The sequence below is a fragment of the Streptomyces sp. HUAS TT7 genome (assembly GCF_051550175.1).
In the GTDB taxonomy this organism is placed as follows: Bacteria; Actinomycetota; Actinomycetes; order Streptomycetales; family Streptomycetaceae; genus Streptomyces.
On record NZ_CP196175.1, the window covers coordinates 7738400 to 7756381 of the forward strand.

At 70.9% G+C, this 17982-nt stretch carries 19 protein-coding genes and 1 pseudogene; 10 read left to right on the forward strand and 10 right to left on the reverse strand.

Annotation, left to right across the window (positions count from 1 at the left end; genetic code table 11):
* Positions 1-117: 117 nt before the first annotated feature.
* Positions 118-1665: an MFS transporter gene (locus ACSHXC_RS35050; protein WP_438295375.1), complete on the reverse strand. Its 1548-nt coding sequence runs from the start codon at positions 1663-1665 to the stop codon at positions 118-120.
* Positions 1666-1973: 308 nt separating this feature from the next.
* Here ACSHXC_RS35050 and ACSHXC_RS35055 point away from each other — a divergent pair, with 308 nt between their 5' ends.
* Entirely contained in the window at positions 1974-3287 is a 1314-nt protein-coding gene (locus ACSHXC_RS35055; RefSeq protein WP_438295376.1) for an AAA family ATPase, read from the forward strand.
* Positions 3284-4627: a vWA domain-containing protein gene (locus tag ACSHXC_RS35060; protein ID WP_438295377.1), complete on the forward strand. Its 1344-nt coding sequence runs from the start codon at positions 3284-3286 to the stop codon at positions 4625-4627. Before ACSHXC_RS35055 ends, ACSHXC_RS35060 begins: the two co-directional genes overlap by 4 nt.
* 24 nt (positions 4628-4651) lie before the next feature.
* Here the strand turns inward: ACSHXC_RS35060 and ACSHXC_RS35065 are convergent, their stop codons facing one another.
* Positions 4652-5464, reverse strand: a complete 813-nt coding sequence (locus tag ACSHXC_RS35065; protein WP_438295378.1) for a class I SAM-dependent methyltransferase — start codon at positions 5462-5464, stop codon at positions 4652-4654.
* 177 nt (positions 5465-5641) lie between these two features.
* Complete coding sequence (locus ACSHXC_RS35070) at positions 5642-6367, reverse strand: dienelactone hydrolase family protein (protein WP_438295379.1); 726 nt, start codon at positions 6365-6367, stop codon at positions 5642-5644.
* Positions 6368-6530: 163 nt separating this feature from the next.
* Here ACSHXC_RS35070 and ACSHXC_RS35075 point away from each other — a divergent pair, with 163 nt between their 5' ends.
* From ACSHXC_RS35075 to ACSHXC_RS35095, 5 genes are all read left to right on the forward strand, one after another.
* A complete protein-coding gene (locus ACSHXC_RS35075; protein ID WP_438297011.1) occupies positions 6531-7049 on the forward strand; it encodes a DUF6817 domain-containing protein in 519 nt (172 codons plus the stop codon).
* A gap of 202 nt (positions 7050-7251) precedes the next feature.
* On the forward strand, positions 7252-7467 hold the full coding sequence (locus ACSHXC_RS35080) for a hypothetical protein (protein ID WP_438295380.1): 216 nt from the start codon (positions 7252-7254) through the stop codon (positions 7465-7467).
* 76 nt (positions 7468-7543) lie between these two features.
* Positions 7544-8122: a hypothetical protein gene (locus ACSHXC_RS35085; protein ID WP_438295381.1), complete on the forward strand. Its 579-nt coding sequence runs from the start codon at positions 7544-7546 to the stop codon at positions 8120-8122.
* A gap of 127 nt (positions 8123-8249) precedes the next feature.
* Positions 8250-8813 carry a cysteine hydrolase family protein gene (locus tag ACSHXC_RS35090; RefSeq protein ID WP_438295382.1) on the forward strand — a complete coding sequence of 188 codons (564 nt, stop codon included), beginning with the start codon at positions 8250-8252 and terminating at the stop codon, positions 8811-8813.
* Between the two features lie 11 nt (positions 8814-8824).
* On the forward strand, positions 8825-9376 hold the full coding sequence (locus tag ACSHXC_RS35095; RefSeq protein ID WP_438295383.1) for a hypothetical protein: 552 nt from the start codon (positions 8825-8827) through the stop codon (positions 9374-9376).
* Positions 9377-9380: 4 nt separating this feature from the next.
* On the opposite strand, the gene ACSHXC_RS35100 is transcribed toward ACSHXC_RS35095, so the two are convergent.
* The 3 genes from ACSHXC_RS35100 to ACSHXC_RS35110 all read right to left on the reverse strand — a co-directional run bounded on the left by ACSHXC_RS35100 (position 9381) and on the right by ACSHXC_RS35110 (position 11775).
* Positions 9381-10376 carry an FAD binding domain-containing protein gene (locus tag ACSHXC_RS35100; RefSeq protein WP_438295384.1) on the reverse strand — a complete coding sequence of 332 codons (996 nt, stop codon included), beginning with the start codon at positions 10374-10376 and terminating at the stop codon, positions 9381-9383.
* Positions 10373-10963, reverse strand: coding sequence for a (2Fe-2S)-binding protein (locus ACSHXC_RS35105; protein WP_438295385.1), 591 nt, complete (start codon positions 10961-10963; stop codon positions 10373-10375). The genes ACSHXC_RS35100 and ACSHXC_RS35105 overlap by 4 nt, the downstream gene beginning before the upstream one ends.
* 104 nt (positions 10964-11067) lie before the next feature.
* Complete coding sequence (locus ACSHXC_RS35110; RefSeq protein WP_438295387.1) at positions 11068-11775, reverse strand: SDR family NAD(P)-dependent oxidoreductase; 708 nt, start codon at positions 11773-11775, stop codon at positions 11068-11070.
* Between the two features lie 102 nt (positions 11776-11877).
* On the opposite strand from ACSHXC_RS35110, the gene ACSHXC_RS35115 reads away from it, so the two are divergent.
* The gene (locus tag ACSHXC_RS35115) at positions 11878-12708 is read left to right on the forward strand and encodes a helix-turn-helix transcriptional regulator (RefSeq protein WP_438295388.1); all 831 of its coding nucleotides are present in this window, start codon (positions 11878-11880) and stop codon (positions 12706-12708) included.
* A 268-nt stretch (positions 12709-12976) separates the two neighbouring features.
* On the opposite strand, the gene ACSHXC_RS35120 is transcribed toward ACSHXC_RS35115, so the two are convergent.
* Entirely contained in the window at positions 12977-13408 is a 432-nt protein-coding gene (locus ACSHXC_RS35120; protein WP_438297013.1) for a nuclear transport factor 2 family protein, read from the reverse strand.
* 105 nt (positions 13409-13513) lie between these two features.
* Here ACSHXC_RS35120 and ACSHXC_RS35125 point away from each other — a divergent pair, with 105 nt between their 5' ends.
* Both ACSHXC_RS35125 and nadE read left to right on the forward strand, forming a co-directional pair.
* Positions 13514-14083: a PadR family transcriptional regulator gene (locus tag ACSHXC_RS35125; RefSeq protein ID WP_438295389.1), complete on the forward strand. Its 570-nt coding sequence runs from the start codon at positions 13514-13516 to the stop codon at positions 14081-14083.
* A 122-nt stretch (positions 14084-14205) separates the two neighbouring features.
* Positions 14206-15116, forward strand: a pseudogene (gene nadE / locus ACSHXC_RS35130) (ammonia-dependent NAD(+) synthetase).
* An 8-nt stretch (positions 15117-15124) separates the two neighbouring features.
* Here the strand turns inward: nadE and ACSHXC_RS35135 are convergent.
* The 3 genes from ACSHXC_RS35135 to ACSHXC_RS35145 all read right to left on the reverse strand — a co-directional run bounded on the left by ACSHXC_RS35135 (position 15125) and on the right by ACSHXC_RS35145 (position 17799).
* Positions 15125-15403 carry a hypothetical protein gene (locus ACSHXC_RS35135; RefSeq protein ID WP_438295390.1) on the reverse strand — a complete coding sequence of 93 codons (279 nt, stop codon included), beginning with the start codon at positions 15401-15403 and terminating at the stop codon, positions 15125-15127.
* Positions 15404-15498: 95 nt separating this feature from the next.
* Entirely contained in the window at positions 15499-16830 is a 1332-nt protein-coding gene (locus tag ACSHXC_RS35140; protein ID WP_438295391.1) for an efflux RND transporter periplasmic adaptor subunit, read from the reverse strand.
* Between the two features lie 297 nt (positions 16831-17127).
* Positions 17128-17799 carry a hypothetical protein gene (locus ACSHXC_RS35145; RefSeq protein WP_438295392.1) on the reverse strand — a complete coding sequence of 224 codons (672 nt, stop codon included), beginning with the start codon at positions 17797-17799 and terminating at the stop codon, positions 17128-17130.
* Positions 17800-17982 lie beyond the last annotated feature (183 nt).

The window sequence follows — 17982 nt, forward strand, 5'->3', positions numbered from 1 at the left end:
TGTGTCGTGCCGCTGTGCTGTGCGTGTGGGTCGTGCTTGTGTGGTGTCCCTCTGTTACGCCTCTGCTACGCACCGGAACCGCTCCGTCAGCGCGAGTTGGGGGGCGGAAAACGCGCCTCAGGTGGCGGTGGGCCTCGCGCCCTGGAGGCGTTCGAGGTCCGAGGGGCGTACCTGAATGGCGAGGAGGGCGATCAGCGCGGCCACCACGGCGAAGATCGCGGCCACGATGAAGGCCGTGGACACCCCGGACGTGAGCACCTGGTCGCTCCACGGGCGCGGCAGCCGGCCGGTGTGCTGGAACATCAGGCGCTGCGCCGGATCGGCCTGGCTCAGGAATTTCGGAACCTGGTCGGTCGCCTCGTTCCGGCTGGCCGTACCGAACACCGTGACCAGGATGGACAGACCCAGCGAACCGCCCACCTGCTGCGTGGCGTTGAGCATGCCCGAGGCGGCGCCCGCCTCGTGCGGAGGGACACCGGAGACGGCCATGAGCGTCAGAGAGACGAAGTTCAGGCCCATGCCCAGGCCGAAGACGAGGATCGGTCCCAGGATGCTCCCCAGATAGGTGGAGTGGATGTCCGTCTGCGTGAGCCAGGACAACCCGGCGGCGGCCAGGATCGCGCCCGTCACCATGAAGGGCTTGGGCCCGTATTTGGGCAGCAGTTGGGACGCCAGGCCCGCGCCCACGGCGATGATCGCGCTGACCGGCAGGAAGGCGAGACCGGCCCGGAGCGGGGTGAAGCCGAGCACGTCCTGCACGAACAGGGTGAGGAAGAAGAACATGCCGAAGATCGCGGCGGCCAGACTCAGCATGATGCCGTACGTGCCCGCGCGGTTGCGGTCGGCGAACATGTGCAGCGGGGTGATCGGCTGCTGCGAGCGCCGCTCCACCATGACGAAGGTGAACAGGAGCACCACCGCGGCGCCGAACGACCCCAGCGTGAACGGGTCGCGCCAGCCCTCCTGGGCAGCCCGGATGAACCCGTAGACCAGCGCGACCATGCCGAGCGTGGAGGTCAGCGCTCCGGCGAGGTCGAAGTGGCCGGAATGGCGTTCGGACTCCTTGATGTGCCGCGGGGTGGCCAGCAGGATCAGCACGGCGATCGGTACGTTGACGAACAGGACCCAGCGCCAGTTGAGCCATTCGACGAGGACGCCGCCCGCGAGCAGACCGATCGCGCCGCCGCCCGCGGAGACCGCCGCGAAGACACCGAACGCCCTGTTGCGTTCGAGGCCTTCGGTGAACGTAGTGGTGATCAGTGCGAGCGCGGTCGGCGAGGCGATGGCGCCGCCGACACCCTGGATCGCGCGCGCCGCGAGCAACTGGCCGGAGTTCTGCGACAGTCCGCCGAGCAGGGAGGCGATCGCGAAGAGCAGCACGCCGCACATGAAGACCCTGCGCCTGCCGACGATGTCACCGGTGCGCCCGCCGAGCAGGAGCAGCCCGCCGAAGGTGAGGGTGTAGGCGCTGACCACCCAGGCCAGGCCCGTGGTCGAGAAGTGCAACGCGCTCTGGATGTGCGGAAGCGCGATGTTCACGATGGTGACGTCGAGCACCACCATCAACTGGCACGAGGCGATCACCAGGAGCGCGACCCCCTTGCCGCCGCCTCTCTTGCCCGGGGCTGCGGTCTGGGTCGTGGGTGTCGGCTGCGAACTCGTCATGGCGGTTCTTGCCCTCGCGCGAGGGACCGTGGACGCTGACGTCCACCAATCGACCTTATGCCCCGGTAGGGGGCGTGACCAGTCGATCAAGGCCGTCGCATCGCCGACCTCGCCCCCGGGTCAGGGGTCAGGCGTGCGCCCTGCCCGGAACCAGGCCGATCAGGCGCGGGGGCATGCCTTCTCGTTGCCATCCGTCACCGTACGGAGCCGGCCATGTGGGACCGACGCTCGCACCCCCCGCCACACACAGCCCCGCTGACCGGCCCGCCCTGGGGCGCCCATGCCCCCGCACACGCGCTCAGCTCACCATGACCACATATGAACCCATAGGTGATGACCACATATGCCCACACGCGCCTCGCTCGCTGCCACTGACACCCGCCACTCCACCCCTGACCCCCCACACGCACCCCCACCCTCAACTCGACGTAGCAGGTGAGCTGTTGGCCCTGTTGCGGGACACCACCACCGAACCGCGTCCCGACACACAGCTTGAGGCACTCTCCCTGGCTGTCGCCGCCGACCTGCCCGTACTGCTGTGGGGTGAGCCGGGCATCGGCAAAACCGCGGCCCTGACCCAGTTGGCGGCGGCTCTGGACCTTCCGCTGACCACAGTGATCGCCAGTGTGCACGAGCCGTCCGACTTCTCCGGCCTGCCCATTGTCGGTGACGACCCCGCTGAACAGGGCGTTCCGATGGCGCCGCCGGACTGGGCGGTGCGCCTGGTCCGGGCCGGCCGAGGGCTGCTCTTCCTCGACGAGCTGTCCACCGCGCCGCCCGCCGTTCAGGCCGCGCTGCTCCGACTCGTACGGGAGCGGCGCATCGGCGCCCTTCAACTGCCGCCCGCCGTAAGGATCGTGGCGGCCGCCAACCCCCGGTCCTCGGCGGCCGACGGCTGGGAGCTGAGCCCGCCACTGGCCAACCGGTTCGTCCACCTCCAGTGGACCCACGACCACGAGGTCGTGGTGCGTGGCCTCGGCGGCACATGGCCCCGGGCCACACTGCCCCGGCTCGCCCCGCACATGCTGCCGGAAGCCGTCGGCTTCGCCCGCCGCGCGGTGTGCGGGCTCCTCGCCGCCCGCCCCAAGTTCGTCCACCAGCTGCCCAGCAACGAAACCCGCCGGGGCGGCCCCTGGCCCTCGCCCCGCAGCTGGGAGATGACCCTGTGCCTGATCGCCTTCGCGACCGCGGCCGGCGCCTCCCGCGACGTACTCTCCCTGCTGGTCAGAGGAACTGTGGGGGACGGTCCCGGCCTTGAGCTGCTCGCGAGCCTGGACCGGCTGGACCTCCCGGACCCCGAGGTGCTGCTCGCCGACCCGGCGGGCGCCGAGCTGCCCGAGCGGGGCGATCTGCGCCAGGCGGTGCTCGACGGTGTGGTGGCGGCCGTACGCCAACGTCCCGACAGGGCCCGCTGGGACGCGGCGTGGGCGCTCATGGCCCGGGCGGTGGAGAGCGGCGCCCCTGACCTGGTCGTCGTCCCAGCCACCACACTCGCGTCACTGCGCAGGGAGGACTGGGACGTACCGGCGTCGATCGAGCGGCTGGCCGGAGCGGTGTCCCTGTCCCGGCGGGCGGATCACGCGGCGGCCCGGGCGCGTGCCACCGCGAAGGCGAGCCGATGAGCAGCCCGGACGCCCCCGGGGCCCTGGACAACAGGAGGCCTCCCGGACCCTTGGACCACGCCAGGCCTTCCGGCCCCCTGGACCACGAGAGGCCTCCCGGCGCCCTCGACCTCGACAGGCTCTTCGCCGCCCGGCTGCACGCCGTCCGGGTCCGGCCCTACCTGGCCACGGCCCTGTTCGCCCTGCATCCGGTGGAGTCACGGAGCGTACCGACCATGGCCGTCGACCGGCACTGGCGGTGCTATGTGTCGCCGGCGTTCGTGGCGCGCACGCCAGTGGAGGAACTGGCGGGCGTATGGGTGCACGAGGTGTCGCACCTGCTGCGCGACCACCACGGGCGCAGCGACCGGCTCGCCCGCGAGCGCGGTCTCACCGGCCGGGGCGAACGCCTGCGGATGAACATCGCCGCGGACTGCGAGATCAACGACGACGTGTACGGCGACGGCCTCGTCCGGCCCGAAGGAGCTGTCGAGCCAGGGGCATTGGGGCTCAATACGGGCCAGCTCATGGAGGACTACCTGCTCAAGTTCGGTCTCGGGCCGACCACGCAGCTGATGGCGTGGCTCGACTGCGGCAGCGGTGCCGACGGGCTCAAGCGGGAGTGGGAGCTGGGGCCCGACGGGGCGCACGGCCTCAGCGAGCAGGAGCGCGACGCGGTCCGGTTCCGGGTGGCGCAGGGCATCCGGGGCCGACCCGGGACGGCCCCGGACGGGTGGCGGCGCTGGGCGGAAGAGGCGTTACACCCGCCGCAGCCGTGGCGTGAGCTGCTGGGCGCGGCGGTCCGCTCGGCGGTCTCCGGGGCGGGCGCGGGCGAGGACTACACATACGGCCGGCCGTCGCGACGCTCGGCCGGGATGCCCGGCGTGGTTCTGCCGAGCCTCCGGCGCAAGCCGCCTCGCGTGTCCGTGGTCATCGACACCTCCGGCTCGGTCAGCGACACCGAACTGGGCAGCGCGCTCCTGGAAGTTGCCGCGATCTCCCGCACCGTGGGCGGCCGTCGCGACCTGGTCAGTGTGCTGCCGTGCGACGCCGCGGCCCGCATCGTGCACCCGCTGTGCCGCGGCGAAGGAATTCCGCTGATGGGCGGCGGCGGTACGGACCTGCGCGAGGGCTTCGCCAGGGCGCTGCGGGCGCGGCCCCGCCCCGATGCCATCGTGATCCTGACCGACGGCCAGACCCCCTGGCCGGCCACCCGCCCACCGTGCCGGACGGTGGTGGGCCTGTTCCCGCGCCACCGTGCCGGCCCTGCGTGGAAGGAGCACGATCCCGACTACGAACCGGACACACCTCCCGCGTGGGCGCGGGTGGTCGAGATCGGGTCGGCTCCCTCCGGCCGGTGAGCCGTGGGGCCCGCTCAGTTCTCGTCAGCGGCGGGCGTGGGCTAGGAGGGCGGCGTGCGGGAGGACCAGACGCCCTGAGGGCTCGGCGAATTCGGCGCCGAGGAGGTCGAAGTGGCGCTTGATCTCACCGAGGGTGTGGTCCGGCTGGCTCGCCACGGTCTGCCCGATGGCGCCCACACCATCGGCGGCCCCACCCCACCATTCCTCCGTTTCTGTGTGGTGGTCCCACTGGATCGACTCACACACCACATCCTTCAGGCCTGCCGATGTGAGGAGCCCGGCCAGTCCGGCCTCGGTGCGGGGGAAGTCGTCCTCGGCGGCGAGCGCCGGGATGTGGGACGGCCGGACCGCGCCCGCGGCCTCGACGGCCCGGCCGAGCAAGGCCTGTCCGGCCGCGGCCGGTACGGACCAGATGGTCACCGCGATCCGTCCGCCCGGGCGCACGACACGGCGGAGTTCGGCCAGCGCGGCCCTCGGCCGCCCCACATGGTTGAGGACGAAGTTGCCCGTCGCGGCGTCGAACAGGCCGTCGGAGAAAGGGAGTTGAGGAAGTACGGCCAGGTGCATCTCGGCCGAGGGAACGGCCTGTGCCGCCAGCTCCACCATGCTGATCTCGGCGTCGACCCCGGTCACCCGCGCGCCCCGTGCGCAGGCGGCCGCGGCGACCGTGCCCGTCCCTGTCCCCACATCGAGGACCCGCACCCCGGACCTCACCCGAGCCGCGTCGAGCAGCCGGGGGACCGGATGGGCACACACCTTGCCGAAGCTGCCCGCGTACGCCTTGGCCCGCCCCGCCCAGATCCGCCGCTCGCCCGCATCGAAAGCCGTCGACTCCACCGGTTGTGCCCTCTCTCCGAACCCGCACCCCCACCAGGCGCATTCCGGCACCCTACGCGCGGGACGGGTCCCTACGTCGGGGCGAGCCACTCATGGGCATGCCTTGGCCGCGTTCTCGTACCGCTGCCGCCACCCGTCGTGTAGCACCCGGCAGTTGCGTCGCGGTCGCCGACCGGATCACTCCGTCACGGGCAGGCACTCGGTGAGCAGGCCGACGACATCGCGCCAGGCTCGCTGCGCGTGCTGTGGGTGGTAGCCGACGCCGGGGACCGTGGGGTGGTCGACCGGCGGGTGGTGGAAGGCGTGCAAGGCGCCGCCGTAGACCGCGAGGCGCCAGTCGACGCCCGCGGCCTGCATCTCGGCGGTGAACGCGTTCCGTTGCGCGGGCGGCATGATCGGGTCTTCCGACCCGACCCCGGCCCACACCGGGCAGCGGATGCGCGCCGCCTCGCCCGGTCGGCCCGTGGTAGTTGCGTTGACTGTCCCGATCGCGCGCAGGCTGACGCCGTCGCGCCCGAGTTCCAGCGCGATGGCGCCCCCGGTGCCGTAGCCGACGGCGGCGATCCGGTCGGGGTCGGTCCGCGGTTCGGTGCGCAACACGTCGAGCGCCGCATGGCCGATGCCGCGCATCCGGTCGGGGTCGGCGAGCAGTGGCAGGCAACGGGCCAGCATCTCCTCGGGGTCGCCCAAATAGCGCCCGCCGTGAAGGTCGAAGGCCAGCGCTACATATCCCAGCTCGGCGAGCGCATCGGCCCTGCGGCGCTCGACGTCGCTGAGCCCCATGCCCTCTGGTCCGAGCAGCACCGCGGGCCGGCGGTCGATACCGGCCGGGAGCGCGAGGTGCCCGATCATCGTCAAACCGTCGGCCGGGTACTCGACCGTACGCGCCGTAATCTTCGTCATGAGGCTGGACGGTAGTGATCGTCGAGCCCGGCCGGACCGGTGTTCACCGCCGGCGGAACAGCGCGGTGTGCCTCTGAACGGCCGCCCCGATACGGCCGTTTCGGGGGATTCCTCGCCGGGGAACGCGGGCAGGTGTACCGAGGTGACTGCCAAGGCGTTGGACATGCTGGCCGCGGCCGGGGCTGGGGAGATCAAACACCCGGGTGGCACCTTGCTGGCGCACCTGCGGCGGACCAGTGAGCTTCTGGCCTCGTGGGGTGCTCGCCCGGCACTGGTGGCGGCCGGGCTGTGTCATGCGTTCTACGGGACCGACGGGTTCCGGGTGGCGCTCCTCGACCTGGACCGCCGGGCGGAACTGGCCGAGGCGATCGGCGCGGAGGCCGAGGCCCTCGTGTACTTCTACGCCTCCTGCGATCGCGAGGCGTCCTATCCGGCACTGGCCGACGACAAGGGTGTGTTCGTCGACCGGTTCACCGGCGTACCCATGTGTCCGGATCTCGACGCGCGTCGGGACTTCGCCGAACTCACCGTCGCCAACGAGTTGGACATCGCGGTGGTGAGCCCGGGGTTCCACCCCGGCCAGGGCCAGGACCTGCGCGCCCTGTTCACCCTCTGGCGCCCGCTGCTCTCGGAGCCGGCGTGGGCACACTGCCGCCATGTGGTGGGTGCGACCGACGGCTGACCGGGCCGAGTGGGCAAGGACCCTGCTGATCTGTTGGCCGATTACCGTCACGGCGTGGCGCTGATCGATGGTGGAGGACCAGGTCACTCGCATAGGATCCGGCCGAGGGGGCACGACACACCGTCATGAAGCCTTCACACGCCATGCGACCGCTACGGGCACCAGCACTCCGTTGCCCTGGCCGACGGGGGGACGAAAACCTGTGGTCACGCTCTTCATATTCCTCGGCCTGCTCGCCGGGGCAGCGGTACTCCTCGTCGTGACGCTGCTGCGGCGCGGGAACTCCCGTACCGAGCACGCGGAGGGCCTGCTCATCGAGCAGCAGAGCCGAATCCAGGCACATAGCGACCGGGCCTCCTTCGGCACGTTCGCGGCGCACAACGCGCCGCCGACGATGACGGATCACTACCGCCGCTGACCAGCGGGGCTCGACTCGCTTGGGGAAGACTGACGGCTCCCACCGTGGCGTGGGGGACGATCGGGGGGGAATGGCGATGATCGCGGCAAGGTCAGTCCGGTTCGGGATACTGCCGGTGGCGCTGCTCGGCACGCTGGTGGCGGGGTGCGGTACGCAGCGGGCAGGGGAGGCCGCGGGTCCGGGCGTGCCCTCACGGAGCGCGAGCGCGGTGGCGCCGCCGAGCGCGCAGGCGGACCTTCCCTGTCCCGGCGAGAGCCCCACCCCTGCGCCGTCCAAGCCCACGGATGATTCGGGCCCGGCCGCGCAACCCGGCGACCACTATGCCGAGAACCACGGCTTCATGGTCCCCATCCCCCTGCACGGCCGGCAACGGTGTGACGGGCTCGCGGCCGTCACGCGCATCCAGCACGCACTCGAACCGCTGCGCAAGCGGGGCGACTTCGACCCGGCGAGCACGCGCGGTGCGCTCACCCGCCTCGGTTACGCCGCCGCCAAGGTGCAGTCGTACCAGGACGGCCCCACCGGGGTCGGCTTCCTCATCGACGCCTCGCCTATGTGTCTGGAGGGCAAGATGAGCAGTCGTGACACCAAGGCGGACGCCTTCGGCGGCTACCCCGACCACTTCGGCTGCGACCAGCCCAGAGGCGGCCACTGAACGCAAGGGGGAGGGCTCCCGGAGTCTGCCACTCACCTTGCTCAACTCCCCTGATTTACTGGGTGACGTGGCCTTGATTCCGGGATTCCTGGATTCCGATGAGTGGTGAAGAGGGGAGACGGTAGTCATGGGAAACAGCGCGCTGCTCGTGATGGATGTCCAACGGGACGTCGTGGACCTGGCCGACGACGGTTCCGGATACCTGCCGCGCCTTCGCAGAGCGATCGACGGTGCTCACGCGGCGGGCGTCCCCGTCATCTACGTGGTCACCGGGCTGCGACCGGGGCAACCGGAAGTCAGCCCTCGCAACAAGGTTCTCACTGCCGTCGTGCAGGCCGGACTCTTCACCCTGGGCGAGCCCGGCACGGAGATCCACCCCGCCATCGCGCCCCAGCAGGGCGACATCGTGGTGACCAAGAGGCGGGGGAGCGCGTTCTCGGGCAGCGACCTCGACCTGGCGCTGAGGGCTCGCGATATCGACAGCCTCGTGCTCACCGGCATCGCCACCAGCGGGGTGGTCCTTCACACCCTGTGCCACGGCAACGACCTGGACCTCCACCTCACCGTGCTGCCCGACGCCTGCCTCGACCTCGATCCCGCGGTGCACCGGTTCCTCATCGAGAGGCTGTTCCCGCAGTGGGCGGACGTCGTCACTGTGGAAGAGTGGGTCAAGGCGATCGCACCCCAGTAAAGGAACAGCAGTTGACCCCGTACTCCCTGGCGTTCTACATGGACGTCGTCACCACCGGAACCCTGCTCGGGCTGCGGCCCACAGACTCTCCCGACCGGGTCACCGAGGTTCTGGGGTCGCGCTTCGGCGAGAACAGCTTCGACCGGCAGAGCATGTGGCGTGACTACGGGCTGGTGGAGTTCTTCTGGGACCGTGCTCGCACCAATGACCCATGGAAGGGGCACCACTTCACCTTGCAGGTGCATCGCCTCGCCTACCGGAACCGCACCCTCGTGAGTGAGACATTCCGCGACCGGTACGGGCGGTTCACCCCCAGGCTTCGCTTCGACAAGCTGCGACGGCTGCTGGAGCGGCGCGGCGTGCCTCTCGTGGAGGTTCCGGACCCGGCGAACGCGCCGTATTACCGGACGTTCTGGCAGCCCGTTTCGAAGGTGGCCGTCATGGTCATCGCCGGCTACGACGAGTACAGCACCCCGGACAATCTGCGCGTCGGCGACGTGTACAGCATCGTGGCCCCGATGACCGACGCCGAAGTGGAGTGGCGGAGGGCCGGGGCCGCGTAAGGGCTCAGGTCTTGTGGCGCCCGACGGTCATCGAACCCAGCACCTCCCGGGCCATCGCCCGGGCGAGTTCCACCTTGTACGCGTTGTGCCGCAGCGGCACCGCGGTGGCCAGCTCCTCCTCCACCGCCTGCTCGACGGTCTCCGTGGTGGGCTTGGTGCCGAGCAGCGCGGCCTCCGTGCGGCGGGCGCGCCACGGACGGTGGGCCAGTCCGCCGAGGGCGACGGCGATGTGCTTCACCACACCGTGCTCCACGTGCACCATCGCCGCGACCGAGGCCAGCATGTAGGTGTCCGATGCCCGGTCCCGCGCCTTGCGGTAGCGGGAGTCGGCTCCCGTGGGCACGGGGGGCAGCAGCACGCTCGTGATGAGCTCACCCGGCCGGATCACGGTGTCCTGCTCGGGCCGGTCCTGCGGCAGCCGGTGGAACTCGGTCACCGGCACGGTCCGTACCCCTGCGGGACCCACCAGCTCGACCAGTGCGTCGAGCGACGCGAGCGCCACGGCCAGGTCGGACGGGTGGGTCGCCACGCAGTGCGGTGAATGGCCGAAGACGGCGTGATCGCGGTTGACGCCGTCCACCGCAGCACACCCGCTCCCCGGCACTCTCTTGTTGCAGGGCCTCGACAGGTCCTGGAAGTAGCCGCACCGTGTGCGCTGAAGGAGATTTCCGGCTGTGGTCGCCATGTTGCGCAGCTGGCCCGAAGCGCCGCTGAGCAGGGCCTGTGACAGCACGGGATACCGTTCCAGGACGACCGTATGAGTGGCGAGATCGCTGTTGCGTACGGTCGCTCCGATCTGCACCGAACCGTCCGCCCGCTCCTCGATCCGGTCGAAGGGCAGCCGGGTGATGTCGACCAGGATGTCGGGCCGCTCGACGCCCATCCTCATCAGGTCGATGAGGTTGGTGCCACCGCCGAGATAGCGGGCCTCCGGCCGCCCTCCGTGGAAGGCGGCCGCCTCCGCCGCGTTCCGGGCACAGACGTAGGAGAGCGGCTTCATGCGATCACGTCCTGTCCGGCTCCGGCCCTGCTCGGGTAGGCACCGCAGCGGCACAGATTGCCGCTCAGCTGCTCCAGGACCTCGGCGGCGGTCAGCAGTACGGGCACGTTCTCCGGCAGCTCCATGTCGGTGACGACGGAGGGCTGCCCCGCCGCCCCGTTCCGCGTCCCTCCGGGTGAACCCTGCTGGTCCGGTGCGCAGTAGCCGCACTGGTAGGCATCCCGGTCGGCGGAAGGCCGCCGCAGGGGATGGAGGCTGTCGTGCGCGCCCGGCGTGCCCGCGAGTCCCTCCACGGTGACGACCTCGCGGCCTTCCTGCGCGACGGCGAGGAGCAGACAGCTGACGACCCGTCGCCCGTCCAGCAGCACCGTGCATGCCCCGCACCGGCCGTCGTCACACCTCTTCTTCGAGCCGGTCAGACCCAGACTGTCGCGCAGAACCTCCTGGAGGGTGGCGCAGTGCTCCAGCTCGACCGTGTGCGTGGCGTCGTTGACCCGCAGCGTCACACGTGAGTCGGTCGCGCCCGGGCGGGCGGCCTGGGCGCCGGGCACCTGGCCGCCATCACTTCTGCCGTGCAGTGCTTCCATGGTTCACGGGCTCCTCGGTCCGGAGACGGCCAGCAGCCTGACCGCGTACCCACCCTCGTACAGCTCACCTCCCCCGGCATCTCGACGACCGGCGCACGGGTGGTCTACCAGGGGAGCGGGCCCTCGGCGTCGAAGTAACCGCCGGTCGGGCCGTCGGGGCCCGTCAGAGCCATGCGGACGATGATGTCGGCTCCCTGCTCGACTGTCTGGATGCCCGTGTTGCCGTTCAGGTCGGTCCTGGTGAACCCGGGCTCCACCGCGTTGATCCGCATGGCCGGGAACGCCTTCGCGTACTGCACGGTGATCATGTTGACCGAGGTCTTGGACGCCGGGTAGGCGACGCCCGGATAGCCGTACGCCGGTGAGGACGCGTCGGACACATGGGCCAGCGAGGCCAGGCCGCTGCTGACATTGACGATGACGGGGGCGGCGGAGCGGCGCAGGAGCGGGAGGAAGGCGTGGGTGACGCGGACCGTGCCGAAGACGTTCGTCTCGAAGAGCTCCCGCATGTGGTCGGCGGTCACGTCCGCCGCACCCACCACGGTGTTGCCCGCGCCGCGGACCTCGATGCCCGCGTTGTTGACCAGTACGTCGAGACCTCCGTCGGCCTCGACGGTCTTGGCCGCGGCTCGCACGGACGCCTCGTCGGTGACGTCGAGCCGGACGGTCCGCGCGCCGAGGCGTTCGGCGGCGAGTCGGCCGCGCTCCTCGTCCCGGCTGCCGATGTAGACGGTGTGTCCCGCGGCGACGAGCCGTCGGGCGGTCTCGAAGCCGAGCCCCTTGTTCGCTCCGGTGATCAGTGTGGTGGTCATGGCTTCATGCTGCGGCGCAAGCCCGGCGTCAGCCAGCAGCCCCCTCTTCCTGGGACTGCCGGTACCAGGACGATCCCCGGCCGGGCGGTGCACAGTGGGGGCATGGCGAGCACGGAGTTCGGACGGATGGTGCGGCACTTTCGCGAACGGGTCCCACCGGAGGCGGCGGGGCTGCCCTCGGGAGGTCATCGGCGTGCGGCCGGGCTGCGCCGCGAGGAGCTGGCGATGCTCGCCGGGATCTCCGTCGACTACGTGACCCGGCTTGAACAGGGCCGCGCGGCCAACCCGTCGGAGCAGGTCGTCGAGGCACTCGGCCGGGCGCTGCGGCTGTCCGCCGCCGAACGCGAGGCCCTGTTCCACGCCGCCGGACTCGTACCGCCGGGGCAGGGCACCGTGCCCGCCCACATCACGCCGGGCGTGCACCGCATGCTGGACCGGCTGAGCGGCACACCCGTCGCGGTCTCCGACGCGTCATGGACGCTGCTGCTCGCCAACCCGCTGTACACGGCGCTGATGGGGGAGCGGCACGGGCGCGACCGCAACGGCGCGTGGCGCGTCTTCGTCCGCCCGGACGGCCGGGTCCGCCACACCACGCAGTCCCGGCCGGCGATGGAGAGCGCGGTCGTCGCCGACCTGCGCGCGGCGGTCCGGCGCTATCCCGCCGACCAGCGGCTGCGGCAGCTGGTCGCGGACCTGCGCGCCCACAGTGACCGCTTCGCCGAGCTGTGGGACGCCGGGACCGTGGGCCACCACGAGGCGTCCCGCAAGACCATCGACCATCCCCAGGTGGGCCCCGTGACCCTGGACTGCGATGTGCTGTTCGTCGCGGGGAGCGACCTGCGCATCATGGTCTACACGGCCGAACCCGGCAGCCAGGACGCCGAACGCCTGGAACTCCTCGCGGTCCTGGGCACCCAGACCCTGGTCGGGTAGGCGCCACCCGAGCGGCCCGTCGGCGAGTTCGCGTCGACGTTCCCGGGGGCGAGGGCGATCACCGTGGCGCGGTGCGCGCAGGCGGCCGGGGCGGCGGCCCCGGAACGGCCGGCGTACGTATGCGTCGGGCCGTGTCCGGATCGTGCGGTCCGGGCCTTGCGGTGGCTCAACGTTCCCGGGGTGTTCGCCGGGTTCATCGGCGACGCACGCTACTTCGGCGTGTGCCGCACGGACGACCTGGTCGGCAGCGGGCAGGCGGTGCCGGCGCCTATTGCTCGGCGGGCGCCGGTACGAGGCCGTCGGCGATCAGGCCGGCCAGCACGGCCTGACCCAGGGTGTGCACGGCGGACTGAGGGCGGACCATCACGGTGAACTCCTTGATCCGGCCCTCCTCGTCGAACTGGAGCAGATCGATGCCGTGGATCTGCCTGCCGTCCACGGTGGCCCGGAACGGCAGGATCACCGACGGAGCCTCCTCGCCGTCGGCGCTGGTCTCGGCCGCGCCCTCGAAGTGCCCGATGTAGCGCAGGTCCTCGAAGGTGCGCACTAGGACCCCGAAGAGCCCGAGCACCATCGCCTTGCCCTCGAAGGGGACGAACTTCACCGGGCTGTAGAGCCGGACGTCTTCGGTGAACAGGTCGTCCAGAACCGTGAGATCCCGCTTCTCCACGGCGGTGCGGAAGCGTTCGGCGGTCTGCATGTCCATGACTGGTATCTCCATGCCCTCTCCGATACTCAACAATCTGACTAGTCAGTTTCTTGAGTATGATGCAGCGACGGACGAGGAAAGGGAAGGGGTGCTCCGATGGCTTTGCGGCATGCCGTCCTCGCGGCACTGCTCGACGGCGAGTACAGCGGCTACCAGCTGGCCAAGGCGTTCGACATCGGCGTCGCGAACTTCTGGCACGCCCTTCCCCAGCAGCTGTACGCCGAGCTCACCAAGCTGGAGAAGGACGGGCTCGTCGCGGGGCGCCAGGTGGTCCAGGAGACCCGGCCCAACAAGCGCCTCTTCCGGGTCACCGCCGCCGGCCGCGCCGAGCTGGAGAACTTCGCAAAGGCCACGTCGAAGCCCTCGTTCATCCGCGACGACCTGCTCGTCAAGGTCCAGACCGCCGACCGCATCGGCACCGCATCGGTGATCGCACAGCTCGAAGAGCGGGCCTCGGCTGCCGACGCGAAGATCGGACTGCTCGGCGCGCTGCTGCGGCAGCTCAGGGGTGACGCGGACGAGGAGGAGTTCCTGCTGCGCGGCGAGCGCATCGGCCCGTATCTGACGTGCCTGCGCGGTCTGGCTTTCGAGGAGGAGCACCGCGACTGGTGCCGGCGGATCGCGGCCGTCCTGAAGAAGCGGCTGACGATCAAGGCCGAGCGGTGAGTACGTACGCGGACGGCAGCCGGTGACAGGTGGTCCCCGCGCCCGACCTGCCGGAGCCCGGCTTGGTTAGGGTGGGTGCCGCAGCACTTCATGAGCATGATGAACCGGAACAAGGAGCAGACGTGAGCGAGCCGGCGTCCATCGCCCTGCAGCAGGAGATCGCCCGGGAGCTGGAGGTCGCCGAGACCTTCGACGCCGAGCGGGAGATCGAGCGCCGGGTGGCCTTCCTCGCCGAGCGGCTGACCGCCACCGGTCTGCGCTCCCTCGTCCTCGGCATCAGCGGCGGTGTCGACTCCACCACGGCGGGCCGACTGTGCCAGCTCGCCGTCGAGGTCAGGACTCCCTCGTCCTCGGCATCAGCGGCGGTGTCGACTCCACCACGGCGGGCCGACTGTGCCAGCTCGCCGTCGAGCGGGCCCGGGCCGCCGGGCACGAGGCCCGCTTCTGCGCGATGCGGCTGCCCTACGGTGTCCAGGCCGACGAGCACGACGCCCAGGTCGCGCTCTCCTTCATCCGGGCCGACCACGTCCTGACCGTGGACATCAAGCCCGCCAGCGACGCCGCGCTCCAGGCCTCGCTGACCGCCGGTGTCGGCTTCCGCGACGAGGCCCACCAGGACTTCGTGCACGGCAACATCAAGGCCCGCCAGCGCATGATCGCCCAGTACGCGGTGGCCGGTGCGCAGGGCGGCCTGGTCGTCGGCACCGACCACGCCGCCGAGGCGGTCTCCGGCTTCTTCACCAAGTTCGGCGACGGCGCCGCCGACCTGGTCCCGCTGACCGGCCTCACCAAGCGCCGGGTGCGCGCCGTCGCGGACGCCCTGGGCGCGCCCGCCGAACTGGTGTGGAAGACCCCGACCGCCGACCTGGAGACCCTCGACCCGGGCAAGGCCGATGAGGACGCGCTCGGCGTCACGTACGACGACATCGACGACTTCCTGGAGGGCAAGCCGGTCGACGAGCGGGCCTTCGAGACGATCGTCAACCGCTACCGCCTCACCGACCACAAGCGTCGGCTGCCGATCGCCCCCTGACCGGTGTCCTACTGAAGGTGGTGCTGCTCCACCAGCACGCCGGCGATGAAGGCCAGCGCCGCCACGATGCCGACGGCCAGCAGCAGCGTCAGCCACGGCAGTTCGCGCCACGGCACGGCGGGGCGCTCCTTCACCTCGCCCGGCTGCACGGCGGTGCCCGTCGCGGGAGGCGCCGCGCTCTCTTCCCCGGCCGCGGGCTGCACCGCGGTGAGGGCGGGCGAGGCGGCCGTCGCCGGCTCGGGGTCCTGGCCGCCGGTCTTGGTGAACGCGTCACCGTCTCGGACCATGTCTTCGGTACTCCCTTGTTCCTGATGTGGGTGCGATCGTGAGGGAAACGCCACGAGCGGGCCTTGTGCGGCCCGCTCGTCGACTCGCCCCGGCCCTACGGTGCGACGGTGGTGATCCGCACTTTCTGACCCTGCGTCAGACCGCTGGTGATCTGGGTGTTGGTGTCGCTCTCGACGCCCACCGTCACCTGTGCGGAATGTGTGGTCCCGTCCGCTCCGACCACGGTGACCGTGCGCTGGTTGCCAGTGCCGCTCAATGCCGCCGTCGGCACGAACAGGGCGTCGGACGCCTCGCCCGCGACGATCTGGACGCTGACTCCCTGCCCGGTGTGGAGGTCCTTGGTCGGGCCCATGATGTCGAGGGTCACCGGGTACTGGGCGGTGGCGCCGGTGCCGCCGTTCACGGCGAGCGTGCTGACCGACAGGACCCTCGCGTTGAGCACGGTGGTGGACTGGGCGGTCAGGGTGACCGTGGCCGCCTGGCCCGGCTTCAGCCGGAGCGCGTCGGCCTCCGAGACGTTGGCCTTCACCTGCATCCCGGTGGGGTTGGTGAGGACGATGAAACCGCTCGGCGCGGCCGGGGTGCCGCCCGCCGCGGCGCCGCCGGTGGTGCCGGGGGCCGGCGGTGTGCCAGGGGCGGCGCCCGCTCCTGAGGTGTACGTCGTGCCGATCACCGTCTGTCCGACCGTGGCGCCCACCGAGGCGACCGTGCCGTCGACCGGTGCGGTCAGCACGGTCCCGTCGAGCGTGCGCTGCGCGGTGTCCAGCGCGGTCTGCGCCTGGGACACCTGTGCCTGGGCCTGGACGAGCAGGTTGGGGTCCACGGAGGGGTTCGCGACCGGGACCGCGTAGGAGACGTTGTGGGCCGACAGCGCTCCGATCCCGCCGATCGGCCCGGGGGGAGTGGAAGCCGAAGCGCTCGCGGACGGCGAGGGCTTCCCGCTGGGTGAGGACGAAGCGCTGGGGGACGGCGACGCGGGGTGGCTCGGGCCGCCTGACGGGTTGGGGCCGCTACTGGCCGGCGGGCTTGCCGGCTGGCCCTCCTGCACCTTGGAGAGGTTCGCCTTGGCGGCCACCAGCGCCGTCTTCGCCTGGGCGAGCGCCTGGCGCGCCGCGGTGTCGTCGACCTTCGCGAGCTCCTGGCCCTTGGTGACCTTGTCACCCGGCTTGACCTCGACCTTGGTCAACTGCCCACCGGTGGTGAAGTTGACCCCGGCATCGCTCGGCGAGGTCAGCAGCCCGGCGCCGGTGACGGTTGCCTGCACTTTGCCCGTGGAGACGGCGGCCGTTCGGGTGTCCGTGCGCTTGGCCGAGGAACCGTCGGAGCTCACCACCACCGCGTAAGCACCGCCCACGGCCGCGATGAGCACTACACCGAGCGCCGAATTCAACAGGACGGCTTTATGCAGCCGCGGAAGGACCTTCATGCCCCGGAGCCTGTCAACCGCTCCGCTCGTCCGCCATGACCCCCCGGCCAAGCTTCCGGACCAGGCGTTTTGAAAAATGATCAGGCATGGTGGGCCGCTCGGGCACAGGGGGCCGGTCACTGCCCGTGGTCACATGCGCCCCACCCGACAGAATGCCTTACTGAGGTCCCGAATTGGGGGAATTCAGCTACGCATTGTCGTCAACACACCTTGGCGGCAAGGGAATTGAGGTGCACGCTGAACGTGCGAGTCTGGTCGCGCCGGGCTTCCCCTCCCTGGTGTGGCCGGCTCGCTCCGTCAACGACGCCACAGCCGCCGCTCCAGGACGGGGTCGCGGACGGTCAGCACCGCGGTGGTGGTCAGCAGACCGATGCCCGCGAGCTGGAACCCCGCCGCCCACCACCACATCAGGTCGCTCTTGGCCGCGAGGACCGGGGCGACGACACCACCCGGCGCGTAGACGACCGTGCGGTGCGCACCGTTGGGAGCCGGGCAGGGCCCGGTACGGGGGAGCTGCTCGGTGTTGCCGTCCGGCAGATCGACCCAGCACTGCTTGTACTTCATGCCGTGCGAGCCCGTCTCCGTGGAGGCGTACGCGATGGTGGCCGTGCCCTGCTCACCGGCGAGGGCGAGGAAGGCGTCCGGCGCGTGCACCCCGCCGACCACCATCAGGGCGCCGCCGACCCAGTAGGTCACCCTGGCCCAGCGCGGTATGACCCGGCTGCCGAAGACGATCCGGCGCAGCACCCACGCGTAGAGCGTGACCAGAACGATGAGGCCGAAAACGACCCCCACACCGAAATCGAGCAGTGCCGGGCCGAGCGTGCTCACCAGGGCTACGACGATGATCACGGCCCACGCCACGGCCATGCCGCGCGGGCCGAGCCCGCGGACCGCCGCGGCCGGCTGCGTGCGGCCGCCCTTCTTCCCGCCGCCCTTCTTCCCGCCACTCTTCTTTCCGGCACTCATCGCCCCGCCCCTTCACGAAGTGGCCGGAAGTCTCGCACACGCTGCTGTGACCGCATCGGGCCCGGTCCGTGCGATGCGTCCTGCGGTGCCTAGGACCACAGGCCCAGGACCAAGGACCGGGGGATGGGACGGAATAGCTCTACGAGGAAGATCGCTGGAAATGGCATAGGTGACCAGCCCATT

What these genes read in the sequence shown, in the direction of transcription:
- ACSHXC_RS35120 (WP_438297013.1), bottom strand. Translation starts at nt 13,408, where the DNA reads ATGCAGACCGCCGAACGCTTCCGCACCGCCGTGGAGAAGCGGGATCTC.
- ACSHXC_RS35125 (WP_438295389.1), top strand. Translation starts at nt 13,514, where the DNA reads ATGGCTTTGCGGCATGCCGTCCTCGCGGCACTGCTCGACGGCGAGTAC.
- ACSHXC_RS35060 (WP_438295377.1), top strand. Translation starts at nt 3,284, where the DNA reads ATGAGCAGCCCGGACGCCCCCGGGGCCCTGGACAACAGGAGGCCTCCC.
- ACSHXC_RS35105 (WP_438295385.1), bottom strand. Translation starts at nt 10,963, where the DNA reads ATGGAAGCACTGCACGGCAGAAGTGATGGCGGCCAGGTGCCCGGCGCC.
- ACSHXC_RS35145 (WP_438295392.1), bottom strand. Translation starts at nt 17,799, where the DNA reads ATGAGTGCCGGAAAGAAGAGTGGCGGGAAGAAGGGCGGCGGGAAGAAG.
- ACSHXC_RS35140 (WP_438295391.1), bottom strand. Translation starts at nt 16,830, where the DNA reads ATGAAGGTCCTTCCGCGGCTGCATAAAGCCGTCCTGTTGAATTCGGCG.
- ACSHXC_RS35050 (WP_438295375.1), bottom strand. Translation starts at nt 1,665, where the DNA reads ATGACGAGTTCGCAGCCGACACCCACGACCCAGACCGCAGCCCCGGGC.
- ACSHXC_RS35055 (WP_438295376.1), top strand. Translation starts at nt 1,974, where the DNA reads ATGACCACATATGAACCCATAGGTGATGACCACATATGCCCACACGCG.
- ACSHXC_RS35085 (WP_438295381.1), top strand. Translation starts at nt 7,544, where the DNA reads ATGATCGCGGCAAGGTCAGTCCGGTTCGGGATACTGCCGGTGGCGCTG.
- ACSHXC_RS35100 (WP_438295384.1), bottom strand. Translation starts at nt 10,376, where the DNA reads ATGAAGCCGCTCTCCTACGTCTGTGCCCGGAACGCGGCGGAGGCGGCC.
- ACSHXC_RS35070 (WP_438295379.1), bottom strand. Translation starts at nt 6,367, where the DNA reads ATGACGAAGATTACGGCGCGTACGGTCGAGTACCCGGCCGACGGTTTG.
- ACSHXC_RS35135 (WP_438295390.1), bottom strand. Translation starts at nt 15,403, where the DNA reads ATGGTCCGAGACGGTGACGCGTTCACCAAGACCGGCGGCCAGGACCCC.
- ACSHXC_RS35090 (WP_438295382.1), top strand. Translation starts at nt 8,250, where the DNA reads ATGGGAAACAGCGCGCTGCTCGTGATGGATGTCCAACGGGACGTCGTG.
- ACSHXC_RS35110 (WP_438295387.1), bottom strand. Translation starts at nt 11,775, where the DNA reads ATGACCACCACACTGATCACCGGAGCGAACAAGGGGCTCGGCTTCGAG.
- ACSHXC_RS35075 (WP_438297011.1), top strand. Translation starts at nt 6,531, where the DNA reads ATGCTGGCCGCGGCCGGGGCTGGGGAGATCAAACACCCGGGTGGCACC.
- ACSHXC_RS35115 (WP_438295388.1), top strand. Translation starts at nt 11,878, where the DNA reads ATGGCGAGCACGGAGTTCGGACGGATGGTGCGGCACTTTCGCGAACGG.